Source organism: Vibrio sp. V33_P6A3T137, from assembly GCF_009904835.1.
Taxonomy (GTDB): Bacteria; Pseudomonadota; Gammaproteobacteria; order Enterobacterales; family Vibrionaceae; genus Vibrio; species Vibrio metschnikovii.
Genome location: NZ_WXWK01000100.1, coordinates 1 through 25,135, shown reverse-complemented (window position 1 = coordinate 25,135; position 25,135 = coordinate 1). Strand labels below are relative to the sequence as shown.

The window sequence follows — 25,135 nt, the reverse complement described above, 5'->3', positions numbered from 1 at the left end:
TTCGACAGAGGGTTTTACTCTCTTAGTCTTCTTCATCGCTGGGCAAATACAGGTACTGAAAGGCATTGGCTAATGCCAATGCGCAAGAATACTCAATTTACCGAAGTCAGAAAGCTGGGTCGCAATGATCGGATTGTCGAAATCAAGACAACACCTCAAGCGAGAAAGAAGTCCCCGTCACTACCTGAAACCATCGAAGTTCGCCTGATAAAGAAAACTATCAAAGGGAAAGAAGTGAGTATCTTGACCTCGATGACTGATCATCGTCGTTATCCGCCAGCGGAAATAGCAGAGCTTTACAGTCATAGATGGGAAATCGAAGTGGGATATCGGGAAATGAAGTCTTCACTTCTGAACAACGAGTTCACACTGAGAAGTAAGAAGCCAGAGATGGTAAAACAAGAACTATGGGGCTTATTGCTTAGCTATAACATTATTAGATATCAGATGGTTAACATGGCTAAAGCTGTGCCTGGCATCTACCCCAACCAACTGAGCTTCACAACGTGTGCTCACTCTATTATTCACGTAATTTTGGGGTTCTGGTTGGAGTCGGCGGGAACAATCCCTAAGCGCATTACTCACTTGCAGGAAGAGGCGATACACCATGTCTTGCCCATTAAACGAGAAGAGCGGATATATCCGAGAGCAATAAAACCAAAGGCAAAGAAATACCCCAATAAAAAGAAAGCCAGTCAGCTTAACTGACTGGCATTAGCCGTTAGGCGCTTTTTGTTTATTGGCCGTGAGCCATGTTAATCACATCTTGATAGAAACGTAGCTCAAATTGGGTAATGGGTGGTTCTATCGGTAAGTGAGCATTGGCAGTGGATGGGAAATAATCCGTCACGTACTGAATAAATAGGCTTAGTGGTTTACCTTGCTCATTGACAACAAAACCCGCCATGTTATGTGTGCCGTATAACGAGCCACTTTTGGCGATAAGCTGACCTCGTACGCTACTATGACGCATACTACGACGATAGAGTAAAGTTCCACTCTCTCCGGCTGTTGGTAGCAAGTTCAATAACGATAATTGCTGATCGTGAGCAGCCAAATAGGCAAGGATCTGACGCATCGACTCTAGGCGTAAGCGATTATTACGTGATAACCCAGAACCATCGACTAACTGAGCATCTTGCAAGTCAATTCCGGTGTTGGCAAAGATAATTTGTTTCATGGCTTCAGTGCCATTAGCAAAGCTTCCGGGCTGCAAGAAAAAGTGCTGGCCTAAGGTTTTGGTGAGAGAGTCAGCAATCAAGTTATCCGAGTCTTGGAGCATGATTTTGAGCAGTTCAGGCAGTGCTGCCGAGCGATGTATCGCAATACTCGCCATAGTCTGTATTTCTGGAGGCTGACCGATTTTTATATCGCCTTCTAAATGGATGCCAAGTTGTCGTAGCAGTTGATGAATGACGCGTTGAGCGTAGAGTTCAGGATTTTGTACGGCAAAGCGAAGCGGTAGTGGTTGCTCACGTTCCGCTAAACAGCCTGACAATTGATAATGATTGTTAGGCGTGGCGATTAACTCTAAATCACAATGTAAGCTTTGCTGCAGAGCTTGAGAGATCGTTTTAGCCTCACTACTGACATGAACCGGGTAATGAGGGGGAACATAAACTCGAGTAGAACCGTTATCTTGGGTATAAATCGACGCTTGAATACAGTTGCCATCAAGATTAACCGCGCTGACCGGAGCGCTATAACACACGCCAAGACTATCCCAAGGCCAGCCTACCGCTCGTTGATAACCACTGAATTGACTGATGTCGAGCCAGATATCTCCGCTAATCTTGCGACCGTGTTTAGAGCGATATTGACTGAATAATTGACGTAAGTTGGCGGTAGTTAAAGTTGGGTCGCCAGAAAAAATCAAGGCCAGCTGATTGTTATCAGCACGTAACTCGGTGGTAAAACGAAATTGCTCACCGAGTTCGAGTTGGCTCGCCAAGGCCGTAATGATTTTTAAGGTGCTGGCAGGCGGGAAATATGCATCGGTGTATTGGTTAACGGTTTGCTGTTCATCGAGTAGTTGGCTGACTAAACCGCTGCGGGTACCTGTTGGCAGTTGTGCCTTTACTTGCTCAAAATTGGCCCAAACGGGGAGCACGATAAACAGGTAAGACAACATGAAAATAGAGGAAAGACGGCGCCATAGACAATGCATAAACAATCGACAATCAATCAAACAGGAAGGCAAGTATAACCAGAGAATAAAACGCCTGCTAGTGCGCAGGCGTTTGGAGTGTTAATTAAGCATCATTATGCGTAATTAAGGCGACTTAGAAGTCGTAACGTAGACCTAGAGCTAGCTCATCTTCAGCGTTCACTTTACCTACTTTATCTGAATCTAGCAGGTTAAAGTTGTATGAGATGTATGAGCGGAAGTTAGGCTTGAAGAAGTAAGTTGCATCGATAGCAATGCTATCAGCTTCGTCAGTTTTTTGACCTGAAGTTTTAGACTCTAAGTAGTTGTAAGAAGTCGTAAATACAGTTTGTTGCATCGTGTATTTAGCGGCTAACTCATAACCAGTTTTGTCTTTTTTGTTAACGCCACTCTTGTCTTGACCATCAACGTAAGTACCAGCAAAGTACAAATCGTTGATCGCGTAAGAGGCCGCTAGCATCCACTGATCAGCTTTGTCTTGATCGGCGTAACCAGCACCAACAGCAAAGCCAGTGTCAGCAAATGCATAAATTGCAGAGAGTGAGTAACCATCTTGGTTATTGTCACCAAAATTTACCCCTTCTACACGGTCAGCAAAACGGTAGCTGGCTTTTACTGCAAGATCATCAAATTGACCCGCGTAAGTCAGCATGTTGTCAGCACGGTCAGCAACGGTCAGTTTGTAAGCCGCTTTATTACCGTGGTAAGCCATGATATCGGTAAAGTCAGTGATCACACCTAGTGCGCCGTCATTTTTACCGTAAGTCACTAGACCAAAATCACCGCCGATACCAGCAAAAGCGTAACGGTTAGTTAGGTCATTACTTCCTTTATCTACTTCACCGCCTTTATCAGCCGTAGTGAATTCACCTTCGTAGAAACCAAGACCATACAGGCTGTCATTGATTTGAGTTTTGCCCAGTACATTGATACGTACACGTGAAGCATCTTCTGCTTTACCATCTTTTAGAGATAGACGAGCTTCAGCACGGCCACCTAGCGCAAGCGAAGTTCCATCTTGGTTGTAAATTTCACCAGCATTAACGCCAGCGGTCATTGCGGCAGCTGAAACTGCTAGAGCAATCAGAGTTTTGTTCATTTTATTAAGTCCTAATTTACTGTCCATAAATTGTTATCGGCGACATAACAGCGTTTGAAAGCGATGGTTCAAATCATTGATATGTGCAACGAACAACCAATGTTTCTACTCGTGTGACTTCAAAGAAGTGAACCCACAGGTGAAACATTCGACCTATTCGTGTCTACCTTTGTAACTGCAAAGTTCCGTTATCCGTTAGTAAAATGATATAAATTCCAGTAATGAACAGTGTTTTATTGTGATATAAAAAATATCAATATTCTGATTTGTATTGGTTTTATTGGATTTCTTGAGCTGGTCTGACCGTTGTTTTAAAGTGGGTTATTTAGATTTTTTTAGTCATTTTGAATGTTTTTTCACCAGGTAAGTGTGTGGGATGGATCACATTAAATTTACCTCATTGTGCCTAATCTCAATTTTTGATCGCAATGATTGAATTTGGATGATTTCATCGTCATGTTTGTTTACACTGATAAGTATGCATTCAAAGACGACTACCTGACCCCCTTATCGGGTTGGGTAGTTTTGTATTGTCCAAAGATAGTTTTGGCATAGAGGTAATAAGATGGAAAAAGTTCCAATGACCGTACGCGGTGAAAAATTGCTGCGTGATGAACTTGAGCGACTACTTAAGCTGCGTCCAAAAATCACTCAAGCGATTGCTGAAGCTCGTGAATTAGGTGATTTAAAAGAGAATGCCGAATATCATGCCGCTCGAGAAGAGCAAGGGATCTGCGAAGCTCAGATTCGCGATATCGAATATAAATTATCGGTAGCTCAAGTGATTGATATCGCAAAGATAGAAAACACAGGAAAAGTGATTTTTGGTTCGACAGTGAGCTTGATTGATGTCGATACTGATGAAGAGAAGCGTTATCAAATCGTGGGTGATGATGAAGCGGAAATCAAAGCAGGACGCATTTCAGTCAGTTCACCGATTGCTCGTGGGTTAATTGGTAAAATGGAAGGTGATGAAGTCACCATCTCGACCCCAGGCGGTGATAAAGTCTTTGAAATAGACAAGGTTGATTATCTGTAAATCGAGCTGAGGCACTATTGAGATTAACCGTCGAGAGGTATTTCGTAGTGTGTACCGAGTGTTTAACAGAAACAACAATAAAAAGGTCGCCCAAGGCGACCTTTTTATAAGCTTAAGTAGCGAGGCTCGCATACTTAGCGAACGGAGCAATTTATTTGCGGGGTAATTCGATTTTACGCTGCTCAGATGGGCGGTAAAGGACCAAGGTTTTACCAATGACTTGGACTTTTTCTGCACCCGTTTCACGAACGATCGCATCAACAATCAATAGTTTCGTTTCACGGTCTTCTGATACTACCTTGACTTTAATGAGTTCATGATAGTTAAGCGCAATTTCGATTTCTGCCAAAACAGCTTCGGTGAGGCCATTGGCACCCATCAATACTACTGGGTTTAAGTGGTGAGCCAATCCTTTCAGGTGCTGCTTTTGTTTGTTGCTTAGATTCATTACGCGACCAAATTTATTAATATTAGGGTTGAAAACCACCATTTTAGCGCCATCTACTCAGGAAGACTATATTTTCTACAAGACTTTCTCGAATAGAAGCACCTTAGTTAGGTATCGAATGAGTAAACAGAAACATTCCGCGAGTTCTTCTCGTTGGTTGAAAGAGCATTTTGATGACATCTATGTTCATGAAGCAAAAAAGAAAGGTTATCGTTCACGTGCGATTTTTAAGCTAAAAGAGATCCAAAGTAAGGATAAGTTACTGCGTACTGGTATGACTGTCGTTGATTTAGGGGCTGCGCCCGGTGGCTGGTCACAATATGCGGCTAGTATTGTTGGCGATACAGGACAGGTCATTGCTTGTGACATTTTGCCGATGGATTCGATTGCCGGTGTCTCTTTTTTACAAGGTGACTTCCGAGAAGAGAGCGTTCTGGCTGCATTAATCGAACGTATTCAACCAGATATGGTTGATGTGGTGATGTCTGATATGGCTCCTAATATGGCCGGAAATAATTCAGTGGATCAACCAAGAGCGATGTATCTGGTCGAATTAGCATTAGATATGTGTCGACAAGTTCTTATCCCTAATGGTAGTTTTGTGGTCAAAGTGTTCCAGGGCGAAGGTTTTGATCATTATGTCCAAGAGGTACGTAGTATGTTCAAGGCGGTCAAAATTCGTAAACCAGATTCTTCAAGAGCACGCTCTCGAGAGGTTTATGTTGTTGCCACTGGTTACAAAGGTTAACTATTTGCCTTTATCGGTGAGAGTTAACACTATAGCTACAGCCTACAAACTGTAGTACCCTACCTTTAATTACAACTAGTTATCGCGAGGCTTGCACCTTGAGTGACATGGCAAAAAATCTAATACTGTGGCTGGTTATCGCCGTTGTGCTGATGTCGGTTTTCCAGAGCTTTGGCCCTGGTGACAGCAGCGGAAGAACAGTGGACTACACCACATTCGTACAAGAAGTTGGTCAAGGCCAAATTCAGGAAGCTCAATTCAAGAACAGCGAAATTACCTTTACTCGCCGTGGTAGTAACAGTCGATTTGTTACTTACATGCCGGTATATGATCAAAAGCTGCTTGATGATCTGATTAATCAAAACGTAAGAGTACAAGGAACACCACCAGAAGAACAAAGTCTGCTTGGAACCATCTTTATCTCTTGGTTCCCGATGATATTGCTGATTGGGGTGTGGATTTTCTTCATGCGTCAAATGCAGGGCGGCGGTGGCAAAGGCGCCATGTCCTTCGGCAAAAGTAAAGCTCGGATGATGAGTGAAGAGCAGATTAAAACGAATTTTACTGACGTTGCTGGCTGTGATGAAGCGAAAGAAGACGTCAAAGAATTGGTTGATTATCTGCGCGATCCTAGTCGATTCCAGAAGTTGGGTGGTAAAATCCCAACGGGTGTGTTGATGGTTGGTCCCCCTGGTACGGGTAAAACCTTGCTGGCTAAAGCAATTGCTGGTGAAGCCAAGGTGCCTTTTTTCACTATCTCTGGTTCTGACTTCGTTGAAATGTTTGTCGGTGTTGGTGCATCGCGCGTGCGCGACATGTTTGAGCAAGCCAAAAAAGCCTCGCCTTGTATCATTTTTATCGATGAAATTGATGCGGTCGGTCGTCAGCGTGGTGCTGGTGTCGGCGGTGGTCACGATGAACGTGAACAAACCTTAAACCAAATGTTGGTTGAGATGGACGGTTTTGAAGGTAACGAAGGCGTTATCGTTATTGCCGCGACTAACCGTCCTGATGTATTGGACCCTGCATTATTACGTCCAGGCCGTTTCGACCGCCAAGTTGTCGTTGGTTTACCTGATGTTCGTGGTCGTGAGCAAATCTTAAAAGTTCACATGCGTAAAGTCCCATTAGCGAATGATGTGCAACCGTCGTTGATTGCTCGTGGTACACCGGGCTTCTCGGGGGCAGATTTAGCCAACCTCGTCAATGAAGCGGCACTATTTGCGGCTCGTGGTAATAAACGCAATGTGTCTATGGTTGAGTTTGAACTGGCTAAAGACAAAATCATGATGGGTGCAGAGCGCCGCTCAATGGTGATGTCTGAAGAGACGAAAGCATCAACGGCTTATCACGAGGCTGGCCACGCGATTGTTGGGCGTTTAGTCCCTGAACATGATCCGGTGTACAAAGTTTCTATTATCCCTCGCGGAAGAGCGTTGGGTGTGACTATGTACTTACCAGAACAAGATCGTGTCAGCATGTCTAAGCAACATCTAGAATCTATGATATCCAGTCTTTATGGCGGCCGTCTTGCTGAAGAGCTGATTTATGGTGCTGATAACGTTTCTACTGGAGCTTCGAATGACATTGAGCGAGCCACAGCGATTGCTCGCAAGATGGTCACTCAATGGGGTTTTTCAGAGAAACTCGGTCCTCTTCTCTATGCAGAAGATGAAGGTGAAGTATTCTTAGGTCGTAGTGTGACACAAACTAAGCACGTTTCTGAAGATACTGCCAAGCTGATTGATGATGAAGTTCGTAAGATCATTGACCGTAACTATGATCGTGCCCGTGAGATCCTTGAGAAAAACATGGATATCATGCACGCGATGAAAGATGCACTGATGAAATATGAAACCATCGATGCAGGACAGATTGATGATTTGATGGCTCGTAAGTCGGAGATTCGTGAACCTGCTGGTTGGGCCGATCAGGCCGCTAGAGCCACTCAAGATAATGTTGAGCCAGAGTCTACCGCTTCTGCAGAATCTGATGTGGAAACTCCACCAGCTTCAGAACACAAAGATAAAGATTAACGTTTTATCTACTAATCAAACCCCGACTTGTTCGGGGTTTTTTACTTACTGGCGAACACGTTTTGGATTGCCATTTCGGTGAATAAGTTATTTATCGTTTTGCTATAACTCTTGAGCTTAGTGAGTGATAGGGGTAACGTATTCTTTTTTAATCCATTCTATATTCAGAGGCTTATGAAAATTCAAACCACAACCAAACAGCTTCAGCTTGACCAGCCTCAAGTGATGGGAATACTGAATACTACCCCAGACTCTTTTTCTGACGGTGGTCAATACACCACTGTACAGCGTGCACTTTTACGAGCTAAACAGATGATTGATGCCGGAGTCAGCATTATTGATATCGGTGGTGAATCGACACGTCCGGGGGCGCCAGAGGTATCGCTCGCCGAAGAGCTTGGACGAGTGATCCCGGTTATTCAGGCTATCCGCCATCATTATCCTGAAATTTGGATATCGATTGATACCAGTAAAGCGGAAGTTATGCGTCAGGCGGTACAAGCGGGCGCTGATTTAATTAATGATGTACGAGCGTTACAAGAGCCGGGGGCTTTGCAAGCCGCCGCCGATGCCCAAGTGCCAGTGTGTATTATGCATATGAAAGGCCAGCCAAGAACGATGCAAATCGCTCCTGAATATGATGATATTTTAAAAGAGGTGGATGAATTTTTAGTCGAGCGTATTGCCGCGTGTGAGAAAGCGGGGATCCTACGCCAGAATATTATTCTGGATCCTGGATTTGGTTTTGGTAAATCACTGGAACACAATTATCATCTGTTAGCGAACTTAGAGGTATTTCACCATTTTGGTTTGCCTTTACTGGCTGGAATGTCTCGTAAATCAATGTTGTTTAAGCCATTAGGTAAAAAACCGGCACAATGCATGGTGGCGAGCGTGACGAGCGCAACATTAGCGGCTTTAAAAGGTGCGCAGATTCTTCGCGTACATGATGTTGAACAAACCGTAGAAGCATTGACGATCATACAAATGATGCAGCGTCATAAACATTAAGGAAGTATTATGTCTAACACTAGACGTTATTTTGGCACCGATGGTATTCGAGGCCGAGTCGGTGAGTATCCAATCACGCCTGATTTTGTTTTAAAACTTGGTTGGGCTGCGGGACGCGTGTTGGCTCAGCAAGGCACCAAAAAAGTGATTATCGGTAAAGACACGCGAATTTCAGGTTATATGCTGGAGTCTGCATTAGAAGCAGGTCTAGCTGCTGCCGGGTTAAAAGCGATTTTCACTGGGCCAATGCCGACGCCTGCTGTTGCTTATCTTACCCAAACTTTTCGCGCCGAAGCGGGGATTGTGATTTCTGCATCGCATAACCCTTATTATGACAATGGCATCAAATTCTTCTCTTCTGCTGGGACTAAATTACCCGATGCACTGGAATTGGCCATCGAGGCTGAATTAGATAAACCGATTGAATGTGTTGAATCGGCTGAGTTGGGTAAAGCGACTCGTTTGGTCGATGCTGCTGGTCGTTATATCGAATTTTGCAAAAGTACTTTTCCTTCCACACTTGGTCTATCTGGTTTAAAAATCGTGGTCGATTGCGCTCATGGGGCAACCTACCATATCGCCCCTAATGTTTTTAAAGAGCTAGGTGCAGAAGTAGTCTCCATCGGCACTGAACCGAATGGTTTAAACATCAACGATCAGGTGGGTGCAACCGATGTTCGTGCCTTGCAACAGAAAGTGGTGGCTGAGCAAGCCGATTTAGGACTGGCTTTTGATGGTGATGGTGATCGAATCATCATGGTTGATCATTTGGGGCATAAAATCGATGGCGATCAGATAGCTTATATCATTGCTCGTGATGCTCTGCGCCGAGGTGAGCTGAAAGGTGGAGTGGTTGGCACCCTAATGACGAATTTAGGCATGGAAAATGGCTTAAAGCAGCTAGGTATTCCATTTGTCCGCGCAGCGGTCGGTGATCGCTATGTAATGGAAAAACTGCTCGAAAAAGGGTGGAAAATTGGTGCTGAAAATTCAGGGCATGTGATTTTACTCGACAAAGTCACGACTGGAGATGCCATTGTCGCCGCGTTGCAAGTGTTAGCCTCGGTTATTGACCGTAATTTGTCTTTATATGAATTATCGCAAGGTATGACTCTCTATCCACAAGTGTTAGAAAATGTTCGCTTTAGTGGGCAGAGCAAACCTCTTGAATCGACAGCGGTATTGGCGGCGGTAAAGCAGGTTGAATCTCAGCTCGGTGATAAAGGACGGGTACTGTTACGTGCGTCGGGCACCGAGCCTCTTATTCGAGTGATGGTAGAGGGCGAAGATGCCCAGTTAGTAAAAGCATCAGCGTTAGAGATTGCGGCGGCGGTCAAAGCCAATTGCTAAGTTTTTAGCATCTTTTTCTCTATTTTTTAATGGCGACCAATGTTAATAAATAGAGAGAATAGCGTTATCAATGCCGATTGTTGAGCCTTTTTTGACCGTTTGATTGATAAAAAAGACTTTTTTGCTAAATACCTCTTGTCAGCGAAACGGGCATTCGTTAGTATTGCGTCCGCCCTCGATGAGGAGGTCGCTAGCCTTGTTTAAGTCGCATGATTGAACGGCGCTGGCTCAACAATTTGGAACATAGGTGGAAGCAATGTTTACAGTTCTACTTGTGATTTACCTGTTGGCAGCGGTTGGTATTATCGGCCTAGTGTTGATTCAACAAGGTAAAGGCGCAGATATGGGAGCCTCATTCGGTGCCGGTGCTTCAAACACAGTGTTTGGTGCTGGTGGCTCAGGTAACTTTTTAACCCGAATGACTGCAGTTTTTGCAACCGCATTTTTTGTTATTAGCTTGGTGTTAGGCAATATGTCTACACACAAAACCGAATCACAATGGGTTGACCCGTTACAAGGTCATGTGGTCGAGCAAGCTGATAACTCAGTGAGTGATATTCCAGCCCCTAAAGGCGATGAGATTCCTCGCTAAACTTATCAAAAGATAAGTCAGGTTATGCCGAGATGGTGAAATTGGTAGACACACTAGCATGAGGTGCTAGCGCCTATGGTGTGAGGGTTCGAGTCCCTCTCTCGGCACCATTATTTACAAACTTGTAAATCACCTTGTAGCGCGTATAATTGCTTACAAGTCGGACGCGGGGTGGAGCAGCTTGGTAGCTCGTCGGGCTCATAACCCGAAGGTCGTCGGTTCAAATCCGGCCCCCGCAACCATTTACCTAAGTGGTAAATTGATGCAAGTTTGGCAGTGTTAACCTCACTGCAGTTGAGAATAATTTCTCAATTTATCAGGGTCCAGCAACAAAAAACCCCGACTTTCGGGGTTTTTTGTTATCTGAATTTCATCATGAAAATTTCAGGTGCTTGCTTGGAATTTAAATTGGGCTCTATGCCCTTTTTTTGTTTCTGGAGTGGTTTAAATGACTGGTTTAGAAAGACAACTTACTGAAATGCTTGAAGCGCCAGTAGCGGCAACAGGTTATGAATTAGTTGGATTAGAATTTGTGCGTGCTGGTGAACATTCAACACTACGTATCTATATTGATCATGAAAATGGCATCACCGTTGATGCTTGTGCTGAAGTTAGTCACCAAGTCAGTGCGGTACTGGACGTTGAAGACCCGATCACGGTCGCTTACAACTTAGAAGTATCCTCGCCTGGTTTGGAAAGACCACTCTTTAAAGCAGCACATTACGAGCAGTTTATAGGTCACGAGGTCAGCATTGTCTTAAAAATGGCTGTTGCTAATCGCCGTAAATGGAAAGGTATTATCCATGCGGTTGAAGGCGAAACGGTCACCGTTATTGCTGATGGGCAAGAAGAATATTTCGCCCTAAGTAATATTGCCAAAGCTAACCTGATCCCTAAATTTTAGTTCTCCTAGAGAATAGAGCTTAAGAGGCTATAACAATGAGTAAAGAAATTTTAGCGGTCGTTGAGGCGGTTTCTAATGAGAAAGCGGTACCTCGTGAACGTATTTTTGAAGCGTTAGAGACAGCTTTGGCTACGTCGACCAAGAAAAAACACGAAATGGAAATTGAGGTCCGTGTGGCTATCGACCGTAAAACGGGTGAGTTTGAAACTTTCCGTCGTTGGTTAGTGGTTGAAAACGTTGAGCATCCAACCAAAGAGATCTCGTTTGATGCGGCGAATTATGATGATGAAACGGTTCAGTTGGGTGATTACATTGAAGATCAAATTGAGTCAGTGACTTTTGATCGCATTACCACTCAAACTGCTAAGCAAGTGATCGTACAGAAAGTACGTGAAGCCGAACGTGCGCAAATTGTTGAACAGTTTATCGATAACGAAGGTGAGCTTGTCACTGGCGTGGTTAAGAAAGTTAACCGCGATAGCGTGATTGTTGATTTGGGTAATAACGCGGAAGCGGTAATTCTACGTGAAGACCAATTACCACGTGAAAACTTCCGCTCAGGTGACCGAGTGCGTGGTTTGCTCTTTAAAGTGGCACCTGAAGCTCGTGGTTTCCAACTGTTTATTACGCGCTCTAAACCGGAAATGCTTGCTGAACTCTTCCGTGTTGAAGTTCCAGAAATTGGCGAAGAGATGATCGAGCTAAAAGGCGCGGCACGTGATCCTGGTTCTCGCGCTAAAATCGCGGTGAAAAGTAACGATAAGCGCATCGACCCTGTCGGTGCTTGCGTAGGTATGCGTGGTGCACGTGTACAAGCGGTGTCTAGTGAGCTTGGTGGTGAGCGTATCGATATCGTGCTGTGGGATGATAACCCTGCGCAGTTCGTTATCAATGCGATGGCTCCTGCTGATGTTGCTTCGATCATTGTTGATGAAGACGCCCACTCAATGGATATTGCTGTTGAAGCCGATAATTTAGCTCAAGCGATTGGTCGCAATGGTCAAAACGTCCGCTTAGCCTCTCAACTTACTGGTTGGGAACTGAACGTGATGACGGTTGCAGATTTACAGAAAAAACATCAAGAAGAATCAACCGCCTCTATCGAGAAATTTATGAAGTACCTCGATATTGAGCAAGATTTTGCCGAGATGTTAGTAGAAGAAGGCTTCTCTACGTTAGAAGAGATAGCTTATGTTCCAGTAAGCGAGTTGCTTGAAATCGATGGTCTGAATGAAGAGATCATCGAAGAAATACGCGCTCGTGCCAAAGAGGCATTAACGACGATTGCCCTAACGCAAGAAGAGTCATTTGAAGGGCTTGAGCCAGCAGATGATCTGCTTGGTTTAGCTGGTTTAGAGCGTGATATGGCATTTAAATTGGCAGCGAAAGGAGTAGCAACTCTGGAAGATCTCGCTGACCAAGGCATCGACGATCTTGAAGGTATTGAAGGCCTAACCGAAGAGCGTGCGGGCGAATTAATTATGGCGGCTCGCAATATTTGTTGGTTTGGCGAAGACGCATAGTTTCAGCAGGGGAGGAAGCGGCATGACACAACTTACAGTTAAAGCACTGAGTGAAGAAATTGGTACGCCAGTTGACCGCTTATTAGAACAGCTTGCTGATGCAGGTATGGAAAAAGCGGGTTCAGATCATGTAAGTGAAGAAGAGAAACAAAAACTTCTTACTCATTTGCGTAAAGAACATGGTGAAGGTTCTGAGCCGACTCGTTTAACCCTCCAGCGTAAAACCCGCAGCACACTGAGTGTGAATGCCGGTGGTGGTAAAAGTAAGAATGTTCAGGTTGAAGTGCGCAAAAAACGGACGTATGTTAAGCGCAGTGTAATTGAAGATGATGCTAAACGTGAAGCTGAAGAAGCAGCGCAACGTGAAGCAGAAGAAAAAGCCAAACGTGAAGCCGAAGCAGCATTGAAACGTGAGGCTGAAGAAAAGGCTGCACGTGAAGCGCAAGAGAAAGCTCAGCGTGAAGCAGAAGAGAAGGCGAAGCGTGAAGCCGAAGAAGCTCAACGTGATGTACCGGTTGAAGTCAATCAAGCAAAACGTGAGCGTTCTGCACAAGATAAATCAAAGCAAGAAGCAGCACGAAAAGAGGCCGAACAATTAAAACGCCGCCAAGAAGAAGAGGCTCAGCGTAAAATTGAAGAGGAAAGTCAGCGTCAGCTAGAGATAGCACGCGAGTTGGCCGAAAAAAATAAAGATCGCTGGTCTGCTGAAGAAGAGAAAAAAGGCAATATGCAAGAAGATACAGATTACCATCTAACCACCTCAACTCATGCACGTGAGGCGGAAGATGAAGCAGACCGTCGTGAAGAAGGCGCTCGTCGTGCAGCCAAATTGAAAAAGACCAAATTATCCTCACGTGATGATAAACAAGAGCGTGGTTCACGTACTCGTGGCGGTAAAGCGGGACGTAAAGGTCGAATTAACAAACCTACATCAATGCAACATGGCTTCGATAAGAGCGCCGTTGTTGCTAAATCAGACGTTGTGATTGGTGAAACCATCGTAATTTCTGAGCTAGCCAATAAGATGTCGGTAAAAGCCACCGAAGTCATCAAAGTGATGATGAAAATGGGCGCTATGGCTACCATCAACCAAGTGATTGACCAAGAAACGGCTCAATTAGTGGCAGAAGAGATGGGACATAAAGTTATTTTGCGTAAAGAAAATGAGCTAGAAGAAGCCATTCTTTCTGATCGTGATAATAAGTTTGAACTGGTTTCTCGTGCTCCTGTCGTAACGATTATGGGCCACGTTGACCATGGTAAAACGTCAACGCTTGACTATATTCGTCGTACTCACGTGGCTGATGCCGAAGCGGGTGGTATTACCCAGCATATCGGTGCTTACCATGTAGAAACGCCTAATGGTATGATTACCTTCCTTGATACTCCGGGACACGCTGCGTTTACTTCAATGCGTGCTCGTGGTGCTCAAGCAACGGATATCGTTGTGTTGGTTGTTGCTGCAGATGATGGCGTAATGCCTCAAACGGTAGAAGCGATTCAGCATGCGAAAGCGGCAGGGGTTCCTCTTATCGTTGCGGTCAACAAAATCGATAAAGAAGCGGCTAATCCAGATAACGTGAAAAATGAGCTTGCTCAGTACGATATCATGCCTGAAGAGTGGGGCGGCGAAAACATGTTCGTCCATATCTCTGCTAAACAAGGCACCAATATTGATGGCTTACTTGAAGCGATTCTTCTACAAGCAGAAGTGCTTGAGTTGAAAGCCGTTAAAGAAGGTATGGCGTCAGGCGTAGTGATTGAATCTCGCTTAGATAAAGGCCGTGGTCCAGTCGCGACTGTGTTGGTTCAATCGGGTACCTTGAATAAAGGCGACATCGTTTTATGTGGTCAGGAATATGGCCGTGTACGTGCGATGCGTGATGAAGTCGGTAACGAGATTGAGCATGCTGGCCCATCAATTCCAGTTGAGATCCTCGGTTTATCTGGCGTTCCTTCTGCTGGTGATGAAGCAACCGTGGTTCGTGATGAGCGTAAAGCTCGTGAAGTGGCTAACTATCGTCAAGGTAAATTCCGTGATGTTAAACTCGCTCGTCAACAGAAGTCTAAACTTGAGAACATGTTCTCAAATATGGCGGCCGGTGATGTTGCTGAGTTGAACGTGGTACTGAAAGCCGACGTACAAGGTTCTGTAGAAGCGATTGCTGAATCACTGAAAAAACTATCAACTGATGAAGTTAAAGTGAACATTGTCGGTTCTGGTGTTGGCGGTATTACGGAAACGGATGCGGTATTAGCGGCAGCATCTAACGCTATCGTGGTTGGTTTTAACGTGCGTGCCGATGCCTCTGCTCGTCGTACGATTGAAGATGAAAATATCGATCTGCGTTACTACTCGATCATTTACCAATTGATCGATGAAGTGAAGCAAGCGATGAGCGGTATGCTTGCCCCTGAATTTAAGCAAGAGATCATTGGTCTTGCTCAAGTACGTGATGTCTTCAAATCACCAAAACTGGGTGCGATTGCTGGCTGTATGGTAACGGAAGGTACCATTAAGCGTAACAGTCCAATCCGTGTTCTACGTGATAACGTGGTTATTTATGAAGGCGAGCTTGAATCACTACGTCGTTTTAAAGATGATGTAGCTGAAGTTAAGAATGGTTACGAATGTGGTATCGGCGTTAAAAACTATAACGACGTACGCGTTGGTGACCAGATCGAAGTCTTTGAAATCGTTGAGATCCAGCGTACCATCGACTAGCAACTAAAATTGCATTTACGGTAATGTTAGGTTGTTGAATACACCATGGGGGGCTGGGAAACCATCCCCCCATTCTTTCTATTAGTGAGAAAAAATATGCCAAAAGAATTTAGCCGAACTCAGCGAGTGGCTCAGCAATTACAAAAAGAATTAGCGATGATTTTACAGCGTGAAGTTCGTGATTCACGTTTAGGAATGGTTACCATATCCGATGTGGAAGTCTCACGAGACTTAGCGTATGCGAAAGTGTTTGTGACCTTTCTTTGTATCGGAGAGCAAACACCAGAGTCTTGTATTAAAGCGCTGCGTGAGCACGAAGTGCACATTCGTATGATGCTTGGTAAGCGAATTCGCTTACGTCTAACACCAGAAATTCGTTTCCACTATGACAATACTCTTGTCGAAGGGATGCGGATGTCTAACTTAGTCACTGAAGTGGTCAATCAAGATAAACGTCGTCAACAAGATGCAGGTCGAGAGGACGAAGAGTAATGGCACGACGTCGTAAAGGCCGTGCAATTAACGGCGTCTTACTACTCGATAAAACCACGGGCATCTCATCGAACGATATACTACAGAAAGTGAAACGCCTCTATTTTGCTGAAAAAGCGGGACACACCGGTGCGCTTGATCCATTAGCGACGGGGATGTTACCGATTTGTTTGGGGGAGGCGACCAAGTTTTCTCAGTTTTTACTCGATTCGGATAAGCGTTATCGTGTGATTGCTAAACTAGGTCAGCGCACTGATACCTCAGATTCTGATGGTCAAGTAGTAGAAACTCGTCCGGTCAATGTACAGCGTGAAACACTACTGGCTCATATTGCTTCTTTTCAGGGGCAAACCTGGCAAGTTCCTTCGATGTTTTCTGCCTTAAAACATCAAGGTAAGCCACTTTATGAGTATGCGCGCCAAGGGATTGAAGTGGCCCGTGAAGCTCGAAAAATCAATGTCTATGAGATCACCTTACACCGTTTTGAAGGCGATGAAGTAGAGATGGAAGTCCACTGTTCTAAAGGGACTTACATTCGAACGATTGTTGATGATTTAGGCGAGATGCTCGGTTGTGGTGCTCATGTCACCATGTTGCGCCGTATTGGAGTCGCCAATTACCCGTATCAAAACATGGTGACCTTAGAGCAATTGAATGCCTTGGTTGAACAAGCGCAGGGCGAAGAGAGTGAGAAGTATCAGCGATTGGATGAATTGCTACTGCCAATGGATACGGCTGTACAAGATTTGCCAGAGGTTAACCTGATTGCTGAACTTGCCCATATGGTTCAACATGGACAAGCGGTGCAAGTTTTCGGAGCCCCCACCGAAGGTCTGGTTAGAATGACCGAAGGGGAACAACGGCGTTTTCTTGGCGTAGGGCAAATTGATCAAGATGGAAAAGTCGCTCCGAAACGTTTAGTGGTTTATCCACAATAATCCGCTCAGGCTAAGCGAGTTTGCGCTTGTGTGTCTGCGCGTTATTCCCTATAATTCGCGCTCGCGTGTCGGCTGAATCAGAGATTGGCTGGCACAATAATAAACTTAACTCTTTAGGAGAGAATAATGTCTCTGAATGCAGAAACTAAAGCAGCAATCGTTGCTGAATACGCACGTGCCGAAGGCGATACTGGTTCACCAGAAGTACAAGTAGCACTACTGACTGCTTCTATCAACCACTTACAAGGTCACTTCAAAACGCACAAAGGCGATCACCACAGCCGTCGTGGTCTGCTACGTATGGTTTCAAGTCGTCGTAAACTTCTAGACTACCTAAAAGGTAAAGATCTAGGACGCTACCAAGACCTTATCAAACGTCTAGGCCTACGTCGCTAATCAGTGGCTGCATAGTACAGTTTGTTTAAAAAAGGGGCTAATGCCCCTTTTTTTGTTATCTAAATTTGGCATATCCCTAGCTAAGTAGTTTATACTACATCCCGTCCAACTTTGATGGTTGGCACGATTATTTCTCATCGCATTACAGTCACCCCAGTCGACCAGCAGGTCGCGGCTATTAAAAACAGATTAGGATCAGCGAGTCTTTTTTTACTAGTCGCGATTGGTAGTGCTTTGAGTCTTGTTCAATTTATCTAGGTCTCACCTAGAAAAGGAAAAACTTAATGTTCGAAAAACCAGTAGTGAAAACTTTCCAATACGGTAATCATACCGTGACGTTAGAAACCGGTGTAATGGCTCGCCAAGCGACAGCCGCTGTGATGGCGACGATGGATGATACCGCCGTTTTTGTTTCTGTGGTTGGTAAAAAAGACGCCGTAGAAGGACAAGATTTCTTCCCATTAACGGTTAACTACCAAGAGCGTACCTACGCTGCGGGTAAAATTCCTGGCGGTTTCTTTAAGCGTGAAGGTCGTCCTTCAGAAAGTGAAACGTTAATCGCTCGTCTTATCGACCGTCCTATTCGCCCTCTGTTCCATGATGCTTTTACTAACGAAGTACAAGTGATTGCCACGGTAGTATCGGTTAACCCAAATGTTCAACCAGATATCGTTACCATGATTGGTACCTCTGCTGCGTTAGCGATTTCTGGCATGCCATTTAATGGTCCAATTGGTGCTGCTCGTGTTGGTCATATCAATGGTCAATTGGTACTTAACCCAAGCCCGAAAGAGTTGGATCAATCACGTCTTGACCTTGTTGTTGCGGGTACGGAAGGCGCGGTGTTGATGGTTGAGTCAGAAGCCGACATCCTTAGCGAAGAAGAGATGCTAGCTGCGGTCGTTTATGGTCACGATCAACAACAAGTGGTCATTAATGCCATCAATGAATTTGCAGCTGAAGTGGCTACGCCATCTTGGGATTGGGTTGCACCACAAGAAAATACCGCATTAAAAGAGAAAATTGCTCAGCTAGCTGAAGTTCGTCTAACCGAAGCGTACCAAATCATCGAAAAAATGGCGCGTTACGAGAAAGTCGCGGCGATCAAAGCCGATGTTATTGCGGCGATCTTGGCTGAAGATGATTCGCAAGATGTAATGAAAATTAAGAAGCTGCTAGGCGCACTTGAAAAACAAGTGGTTCGTGGTCGCATCATTGCGGGTGAAAAACGTATTGATGGTCGTGAAAAAGACATGATCCGTGCCTTGGATGTACGTACGGGTGTATTACCACGTACTCATGGTAGTTCTTTGTTCACTCGTGGTGAAACGCAAGCACTGGTCACGGCGACACTAGGCACTCAGCGTGATGCTCAAATTATCGATGAGTTAACGGGTGAGCGTAAAGATTACTTCATGCTGCATTACAACTTCCCTCCTTACTGTGTTGGTGAGACAGGTTTTGTTGGTTCACCTAAGCGTCGTGAAATTGGTCATGGTCGTTTGGCGAAGCGCGGTATCGCAGCGGTAATGCCTTCTGCGGATGAATTCCCGTACACGGTACGTGTTGTTTCTGAGATCACTGAATCAAACGGTTCATCATCAATGGCCTCAGTATGTGGTTCATCTTTGGCTCTTATGGATGCTGGCGTGCCTATTAAGGCTTCTGTTGCTGGTATCGCAATGGGCCTAGTCAAAGAAGACGAGAATTTCGTTGTTCTTTCTGACATTTTAGGTGATGAAGATCATCTTGGTGATATGGACTTTAAAGTGGCAGGTACCTCAAACGGTGTGACTGCACTACAGATGGATATCAAGATCGAAGGTATCACTAAAGAGATCATGCAGATTGCTCTGAACCAAGCGAAAGGTGCTCGTTTGCACATTCTTTCAGTTATGGATCAAGCGATTGCTGGTGCCCGTGATGATATTTCAGAATTTGCGCCTCGTATCCATACCATGAAGATCAGCTCTGAAAAGATCAAAGATGTGATTGGTAAAGGCGGTGCAGTGATTCGTATGTTGACCGAAGAAACGGGTACGACGATTGAAATCGAAGATGACGGTACGATCAAAATTGCTGCCACTGACGGTGATCAAGCGCAAGAAGCGATTCGTCGTATTCTGCAAATTACCGCGGAAGTCGAAGTCGGTAAGATTTATACGGGTAAAGTTGCTCGTCTTGCTGATTTTGGTGCCTTTGTAACGATTCTTCCTGGTAAAGATGGCCTAGTACATATTTCACAAATCGCAGATAAGCGTATTGAAAAAGTGTCAGACGTTCTTGCAGAAGGCCAAGAAGTACAAGTAAAAGTGTTGGAGATAGACCGTCAAGGTCGTGTTCGTTTGAGCATGAAAGAAGCGGTAGAGAAACCAGCAGAAGAAGCCAGTGCAGAAAACACTGCACCTGCGGCAGAATAATCGCTTAACGACAGAAGTGAAATAACAGTTTTCGCTTTTTCGTGATAAAGCATGTTATAAAGGGAGCCTATTCGCTCCCTTTTTTATTGATTAGGGGAACCACAGGAGTACTGATTTGTGAAATGGTTTCAAAGCGCTCTAGTAAGTGTCATGATTTTGTTATTGGCTGGATGCGCCGTAAAAGGTGGTTCTCAAGCAACGCACTGGGTTTATCCACCGATGGCGATTCCCTTGCAATCCACGATTCAGCAGGAAGTGCAGATTGCTCGTTTAAGCCAATTATTGCAGCGTACCGATTTGAACGATGAACTGCGAGCAAAAATGTTTTTTGAACGTGGCAATGGCTACGATAATCTCGGACTGCGAGATCTAGCACGATTAGACTTTACTCAGTCATTGGCCTTAAACCCGGCTCAGCCAGATATTTTTAATTTGCTCGGGGTTTATTATACCGAAGCAGGTGAATTTGATGCTGCCTATGAAGCATTTGACTCTACTTTAGAACTTGATCCAAGCAACGAATATGCCCTTAGAAACCGCGCTATCGCCCTGTATTATGGTGACCGTCCAGAGCTCGCGTTACAAGATATTCAAGCTCATTATCAGCAAGACCCGAGCGACCCTTTTCGCGCTTTGTGGCTCTACATTATTCAATCGGATGTCAATCCACAGCAAGCGAAGCACGATTTATTGAACCGCTATCAAGATCATGATGAACAGTGGGGCTGGGTATTGGTTGGCGTGATGCTGGATGAGATTCCACAAGATCAGGTGTTTAAAGCGCTATTAAGCACCACCCGTGATAATACCTTATTGGCACAGCAGCTCACCGAGGCGTACTTCTATCTTGGTAAACGTTATCAAATGGAAGATAACTTTGCACAGGCTATTTCGCTGTATAAATTAGCGATTGCTTTTAATGTCTATGAGTATGTTGAGCATCGTTATGCCTTTATTGAATTAGGCCGTATGTATCATGATTTACGAGAAGCTCATTTAGCCAAAGCGCGAGTCGCACAATAACGCGATTTACGGACGCCCAAGCCAATTTTTATGAGTTGGGCGTCAGAGAACTATTGATAATGAACGTCTAATCCTGGTAATTGATGCCAATAACCATTGCATTGATGGTTGTCTAACCGTTGAGGATGCTCGGCGTTTTGATTGGCTTTAAACGCATCGATAAGTGAAAAAGTCTCCTGCCCTAATGGACTAAGACGAACGACATCGACGAATCCTTGCATGCCCGCTTGCTCATTGATTAAGTTATAGCAATAGCCAGATTGAGTTTGAATGCCATTGAGGTTAAAGACGGCTTGCCCCTCCTGACTGGTGACCTGAATACCGGTCGGATAGCGAATACAACAGGTTTGACACTCGTCTTTGGCTAGGTTTTCTGCGCGCGCGGTGAAACAACGGGCCGAATAGGCGAGTGGTAAATAACCATGCGCAAATACCTCGGTGGTAAATTTGCCACGAATATTCAAATCATCACACTGATTCAACACATTGATTAACCATTCACGCGATAACTCGACGGGCATACACCAGCGAATCATACCTTGTTGTAGAAACCGTTTGAGCACATAAGCGTTATAACAATTGATAGCAGGACCAACGACAAACGGGACGCCTTGTTGATAAGCAAGCTGAATCGCTGCCACGTCATTCGCTTCAATAGTAAACTCACCATTATCAATGTACTTCTTCATCAGATTGATTTCACTGGGCGCTTCTAAGAGCGCCATGGTCGAGAGGACGACTTCTTTTCCTGCTGCCGCGAGCTGCTTGGCAATATCAAACCAATCGCCCGCTTTCATTTCGCGACGTTTCGAACAGACGGTTTCGCCTAAATAAACGATATCCGCTGAGCTAGACAGAGCGTGTTGATAAAACGATTCGACGTCTGTTTTGGGCCAAAAATACAGTAATGGGCCTAAAGCGTATTTCATGATTTTCTATCCTATCATTGCCACTGTCGATGGTATGCACCGAGTGTGGTTTGTCTTCCTTCCGACACATTCGCTAAGCAGTTATCCCATTCCGTTCGAACTTGGTAGCGCTCTGGTGCAGCAAGATAGCTATCAATGGCTGCACGCCAAGTTTTCGTCACTTGTTCAACGTAAGCAGGGCTGCGCTGGCGTCCTTCAATTTTGACCGAGGCAACGTTAGCCGCAAACAATTCAGGTAACATAGACAAGGTATTTAAACTGGTGGGCTCTTCAAGTGCATGATAATGCTTAGATTGACCGGCGATATCACTGATAAAGCGTCCTTTACACAGGGTCGGGTAGCCCGCATTTTCACCATGCGTATAGCGGTCGATAAGAACATTATTTAAGCGAGATTCAAGCCCATTAGCGGTTTCTTGCCAGCGAACATATTTGGCTGGTGAGCAAGCGCCAACCGTATTGGGAGACTCGCCGGTTAGGTAAGAAGACAGATAACAACGACCTTCGGACATAATGCATAAACTGCCAAAAGCGAAAACTTCTAGCTCTACACCGGAAGGGATTGTCCGAGACAGTTGCTTTACTTGATGAATGGAGAGTACTCGAGGCAGCACAACTCGCTTAATATTAAACTGTTGTTGGTAGTACTCAATTGCTTTTACATTCGTCGCTGAAGCTTGTACCGAAAGGTGCAGCTCCATATCCGGGTAATGTTGTGTCGCGTAATCGAGTAAGGCAATATCAGCGATGATCAAAGCATCAACACCAGAGTTTGCTGCATTATCGACGGCTTGCGTCCAACGCTGAAATCCCTCTGGATGAGCGAAAGTGTTTAAAGCGACATGAACTTTTTTATGTCGATCATGGGCATATTGGATCGCTTTATCGAGTTTGTTACCACTGAAATTGAGTCCTGCGAAGTGCCGGGCATTGGTCTCATCTTTAAATCCGAGATAGACCGCGTCTGCGCCACAATCAACGGCGGTTTTTAGGGCGGGTAAATTACCCGCTGGGCAGAGTAGTTCCATTGCTCATTACTGTTTTTTGATAAAAGTGCGTTAGTGTAGGAATTATTCTGTGTTAGGGAATTGATATAAGGCAGGTTTCACTCAATCAATGGCTATTTTAAGTGATTCAAAGGGAAGAAAATTCTCGGATTATTGATCATCAATCGCGACGAGAGTAGCCGGACGGAGTGCTTTAGTGGCTACGGCGATGCTGGGAAAAAAGTACTTCAACCTCTTCTTTAGGTTGGGGACGATAAAAATGAAAACCTTGGATCGTATGGCAATGAAGGTTAGATAACAGTATCGCTTGTTGTTGAGTTTCAACGCCTTCTGCTACCACGATTAGATTGAGGGATTGACCCAGTTTAATAATGCTTTCGATCACCGTGATCTGTTTGGGTAAGTTATCCATATCGCTGATAAACGATCGATCAATTTTTAATTCGTCGATCGGGAAACGGGCTAAATACGCTAGCGATGAATAGCCAGTTCCAAAATCGTCAATCGATAAGCTAAAGCCTAATTTTTTTATCGCACTGAGCATTTGCAGAGTATGTTCACTACCACTCATGATCGCGCTTTCGGTTAATTCAAAGGTAATATAACGAGGATTTAACTGTGTTTGGCGAAGTAACTTAGTCAGATAATCGATCAACTGTGGGTTGGCAAATTGTTCAGGCGAGATATTGATCGCGACATTGCCTGGCAGTAGGTTTTGCTGCTCCCAACGCTTGACGGTAGTAAACACTTCACGGATCACCACTCGGCCCAAATGTTCGATTAACCCGGCTTTTTCTGCGACCGGAATAAAAGCCCCAGGACTGATGTACCCTTCAATCGGATGCTTCCAGCGTACCAATGCCTCAGCACCATTAATACTAAAATCACGAGCGTTGACTTTGGGTTGATACCAGACTTCCAAACCATTTTGTTGCAAGGCTTTTTGCAGCTCAATTTCCAGCCACAAGCGCATGCGCGCTTCTTTGTTCATTTGATTATCAAACTGCACTAAGCGGTTACGGCCACGCTCTTTGGCTTCATACATGGCAGTATCGGCATTTTGTAGTAGAACGCGAGCATTGTGGCCATCACCGGGGTAAACCACGCTGCCAATAGAGCAGGCCAATCGTTTACTAAAGTGATGCAAGTCAAACGGTTGATTAATTAAGTTGATGATCCGTTCAGCGAGAATCTCACCGCTGTGGCGATGCTCTGGGTAAGGTAAAATAAGCGCAAATTCATCTCCACCCAGATGACCGAGTATCGCTTGCGCCGGAAGTAGGCGTTTTAGACGGATTGCCACTTCTTTAATGACGTTATCGCCGATATGGTGTCCTAATGAATCATTAATATTTTTAAAGTTATCAATGTCGAGATAGAGCATGATCAACGGCGTATGTTGTTCAATAAGATGATCAAGGCGTTTGATAAAACCAGCGCGCGTATAGACACCACTTAACGAATCCACATACCCTTCATCGGCCGGATAAGACGATGAAAGAGGGGCCATCGTCGATTTATCTTCCATAACCACCAGCTGTACATGACTACCGAACAGTGGCGTTCTGACCGCGCTTAACTGGACTCTTTTAGGAGGGCCGTAATCAGCATGTGTGAAACAGTGGATAGGATTGATCAGCAACTGTTGAACTAAGGTGTGATTAAAACCACTTTGGTTGCTTTCATCGCTAAATAATGATGAAAGCGTTTCTCCCAGCAAATCCTGTGTTTCATCGAAGCCAAGTAAGCGCGCTGCAGAAGGATTCGCGGCCAATATACAATCATCTTCAATTAAGAAAACCCCTTCATTAAGGAGTGCACTGAGTGCGCTGAACTTAAGTTCAGATTCTTGCAGTGAATGTAAGAGCCTGTGTTGTTCTGAGGTCTCTAAGGCATGAACAATAATATAATCAGGGTGGTGAGGCGTCTGAATCAGTGGTGTAATATTGATGTGCCATTGACTCGTGCTACGTGATGGATGATTGAGAGTTAATGTCAGTTCTTGTGCCTGTCCAGCAAAGGCATTGATATAATAAGGTTTTACTTGCTGATAGAAAACGTCTCCGAACGTATCGCTATCATTCATACCAATCAATTCAAAGCAAGTTAAACCGGTTAGTTCGGCATAACGCTCATTGATTAAAACATAGTGATGTTGGTTATCTAAAATAGCCATAAACGCCGGACTAGAATCGGCAAGATGGCCAAACCAATAGGATAAATCTTGAGCGGCCATCAAAATATGACCAATGCTATACAGTATGTGCTATTCACGGTAAGAATTACTC

21 protein-coding genes and 2 tRNA genes are annotated in these 25,135 nt (G+C 44.7%); 17 read left to right on the top strand and 6 right to left on the bottom strand.

The window, feature by feature from the left end; translation table 11 throughout:
- Nucleotides 1-708, top strand: a 708-nt coding sequence (locus CAG60_RS09760; protein WP_161438831.1) for an IS4 family transposase, incomplete at its 5' end; no start/stop codon positions are given.
- 28 nt (nucleotides 709-736) lie between these two features.
- On the opposite strand, the gene dacB is transcribed toward CAG60_RS09760, so the two are convergent.
- Entirely contained in the window at nucleotides 737-2,167 is a 1,431-nt protein-coding gene (dacB, locus tag CAG60_RS09755; protein WP_161426490.1) for a serine-type D-Ala-D-Ala carboxypeptidase, read from the bottom strand.
- Between the two features lie 115 nt (nucleotides 2,168-2,282).
- On the bottom strand, nucleotides 2,283-3,266 hold the full coding sequence (locus CAG60_RS09750; protein WP_004394174.1) for a porin: 984 nt from the start codon (nucleotides 3,264-3,266) through the stop codon (nucleotides 2,283-2,285).
- Between the two features lie 565 nt (nucleotides 3,267-3,831).
- On the opposite strand from CAG60_RS09750, the gene greA reads away from it, so the two are divergent.
- Nucleotides 3,832-4,305, top strand: a complete 474-nt coding sequence (gene greA / locus CAG60_RS09745; protein WP_004394173.1) for a transcription elongation factor GreA — start codon at nucleotides 3,832-3,834, stop codon at nucleotides 4,303-4,305.
- A 151-nt stretch (nucleotides 4,306-4,456) separates the two neighbouring features.
- Here the strand turns inward: greA and yhbY are convergent, their stop codons facing one another.
- Nucleotides 4,457-4,753 carry a ribosome assembly RNA-binding protein YhbY gene (gene yhbY / locus CAG60_RS09740; RefSeq protein ID WP_040903858.1) on the bottom strand — a complete coding sequence of 99 codons (297 nt, stop codon included), beginning with the start codon at nucleotides 4,751-4,753 and terminating at the stop codon, nucleotides 4,457-4,459.
- 118 nt (nucleotides 4,754-4,871) lie between these two features.
- Here yhbY and rlmE point away from each other — a divergent pair, with 118 nt between their 5' ends.
- From rlmE to nlpI, 15 genes are all read left to right on the top strand, one after another.
- Nucleotides 4,872-5,501 (top strand): 23S rRNA (uridine(2552)-2'-O)-methyltransferase RlmE, encoded by a 630-nt coding sequence (rlmE, locus tag CAG60_RS09735; RefSeq protein WP_004394171.1) that lies wholly within the window; start codon nucleotides 4,872-4,874, stop codon nucleotides 5,499-5,501.
- 98 nt (nucleotides 5,502-5,599) lie between these two features.
- Entirely contained in the window at nucleotides 5,600-7,537 is a 1,938-nt protein-coding gene (gene ftsH / locus CAG60_RS09730) for an ATP-dependent zinc metalloprotease FtsH (RefSeq protein ID WP_115152520.1), read from the top strand.
- Between the two features lie 174 nt (nucleotides 7,538-7,711).
- Nucleotides 7,712-8,548: a dihydropteroate synthase gene (gene folP, locus CAG60_RS09725; RefSeq protein WP_161426252.1), complete on the top strand. Its 837-nt coding sequence runs from the start codon at nucleotides 7,712-7,714 to the stop codon at nucleotides 8,546-8,548.
- Nucleotides 8,549-8,557: 9 nt separating this feature from the next.
- A complete protein-coding gene (glmM, locus tag CAG60_RS09720; protein ID WP_161438830.1) occupies nucleotides 8,558-9,898 on the top strand; it encodes a phosphoglucosamine mutase in 1,341 nt (446 codons plus the stop codon).
- A gap of 256 nt (nucleotides 9,899-10,154) precedes the next feature.
- On the top strand, nucleotides 10,155-10,490 hold the full coding sequence (gene secG, locus CAG60_RS09715) for a preprotein translocase subunit SecG (protein WP_040903793.1): 336 nt from the start codon (nucleotides 10,155-10,157) through the stop codon (nucleotides 10,488-10,490).
- A gap of 26 nt (nucleotides 10,491-10,516) precedes the next feature.
- A tRNA-Leu gene (locus tag CAG60_RS09710) sits at nucleotides 10,517-10,600 on the top strand.
- 55 nt (nucleotides 10,601-10,655) lie between these two features.
- A tRNA-Met gene (locus tag CAG60_RS09705) sits at nucleotides 10,656-10,732 on the top strand.
- A gap of 206 nt (nucleotides 10,733-10,938) precedes the next feature.
- Nucleotides 10,939-11,394 (top strand): ribosome maturation factor RimP, encoded by a 456-nt coding sequence (rimP, locus tag CAG60_RS09700; RefSeq protein ID WP_004394162.1) that lies wholly within the window; start codon nucleotides 10,939-10,941, stop codon nucleotides 11,392-11,394.
- Between the two features lie 35 nt (nucleotides 11,395-11,429).
- Nucleotides 11,430-12,917, top strand: a complete 1,488-nt coding sequence (gene nusA / locus CAG60_RS09695; protein WP_004394160.1) for a transcription termination factor NusA — start codon at nucleotides 11,430-11,432, stop codon at nucleotides 12,915-12,917.
- Nucleotides 12,918-12,939: 22 nt separating this feature from the next.
- Nucleotides 12,940-15,642 (top strand): translation initiation factor IF-2, encoded by a 2,703-nt coding sequence (infB, locus tag CAG60_RS09690; RefSeq protein WP_004394157.1) that lies wholly within the window; start codon nucleotides 12,940-12,942, stop codon nucleotides 15,640-15,642.
- 96 nt (nucleotides 15,643-15,738) lie between these two features.
- The gene (gene rbfA, locus CAG60_RS09685) at nucleotides 15,739-16,134 is read left to right on the top strand and encodes a 30S ribosome-binding factor RbfA (RefSeq protein ID WP_004394156.1); all 396 of its coding nucleotides are present in this window, start codon (nucleotides 15,739-15,741) and stop codon (nucleotides 16,132-16,134) included.
- Nucleotides 16,134-17,072, top strand: coding sequence for a tRNA pseudouridine(55) synthase TruB (gene truB, locus CAG60_RS09680; protein WP_161438829.1), 939 nt, complete (start codon nucleotides 16,134-16,136; stop codon nucleotides 17,070-17,072). Before rbfA ends, truB begins: the two co-directional genes overlap by 1 nt.
- A gap of 126 nt (nucleotides 17,073-17,198) precedes the next feature.
- Nucleotides 17,199-17,468 (top strand): 30S ribosomal protein S15, encoded by a 270-nt coding sequence (gene rpsO / locus CAG60_RS09675; protein ID WP_004394154.1) that lies wholly within the window; start codon nucleotides 17,199-17,201, stop codon nucleotides 17,466-17,468.
- A gap of 284 nt (nucleotides 17,469-17,752) precedes the next feature.
- Complete coding sequence (gene pnp / locus CAG60_RS09670) at nucleotides 17,753-19,888, top strand: polyribonucleotide nucleotidyltransferase (protein WP_004394153.1); 2,136 nt, start codon at nucleotides 17,753-17,755, stop codon at nucleotides 19,886-19,888.
- A gap of 117 nt (nucleotides 19,889-20,005) precedes the next feature.
- On the top strand, nucleotides 20,006-20,911 hold the full coding sequence (gene nlpI, locus CAG60_RS09665; protein ID WP_154170240.1) for a lipoprotein NlpI: 906 nt from the start codon (nucleotides 20,006-20,008) through the stop codon (nucleotides 20,909-20,911).
- Between the two features lie 50 nt (nucleotides 20,912-20,961).
- Here the strand turns inward: nlpI and CAG60_RS09660 are convergent, their stop codons facing one another.
- The 3 genes from CAG60_RS09660 to CAG60_RS09650 all read right to left on the bottom strand — a co-directional run bounded on the left by CAG60_RS09660 (nucleotide 20,962) and on the right by CAG60_RS09650 (nucleotide 25,083).
- The gene (locus tag CAG60_RS09660) at nucleotides 20,962-21,840 is read right to left on the bottom strand and encodes a U32 family peptidase (RefSeq protein WP_004394150.1); all 879 of its coding nucleotides are present in this window, start codon (nucleotides 21,838-21,840) and stop codon (nucleotides 20,962-20,964) included.
- A 14-nt stretch (nucleotides 21,841-21,854) separates the two neighbouring features.
- On the bottom strand, nucleotides 21,855-22,868 hold the full coding sequence (gene ubiU / locus CAG60_RS09655; protein ID WP_004394149.1) for a ubiquinone anaerobic biosynthesis protein UbiU: 1,014 nt from the start codon (nucleotides 22,866-22,868) through the stop codon (nucleotides 21,855-21,857).
- Nucleotides 22,869-23,040: 172 nt separating this feature from the next.
- Nucleotides 23,041-25,083 (bottom strand): sensor domain-containing protein, encoded by a 2,043-nt coding sequence (locus tag CAG60_RS09650; protein WP_161438828.1) that lies wholly within the window; start codon nucleotides 25,081-25,083, stop codon nucleotides 23,041-23,043.
- Nucleotides 25,084-25,135: the final 52 nt, after the last annotated feature.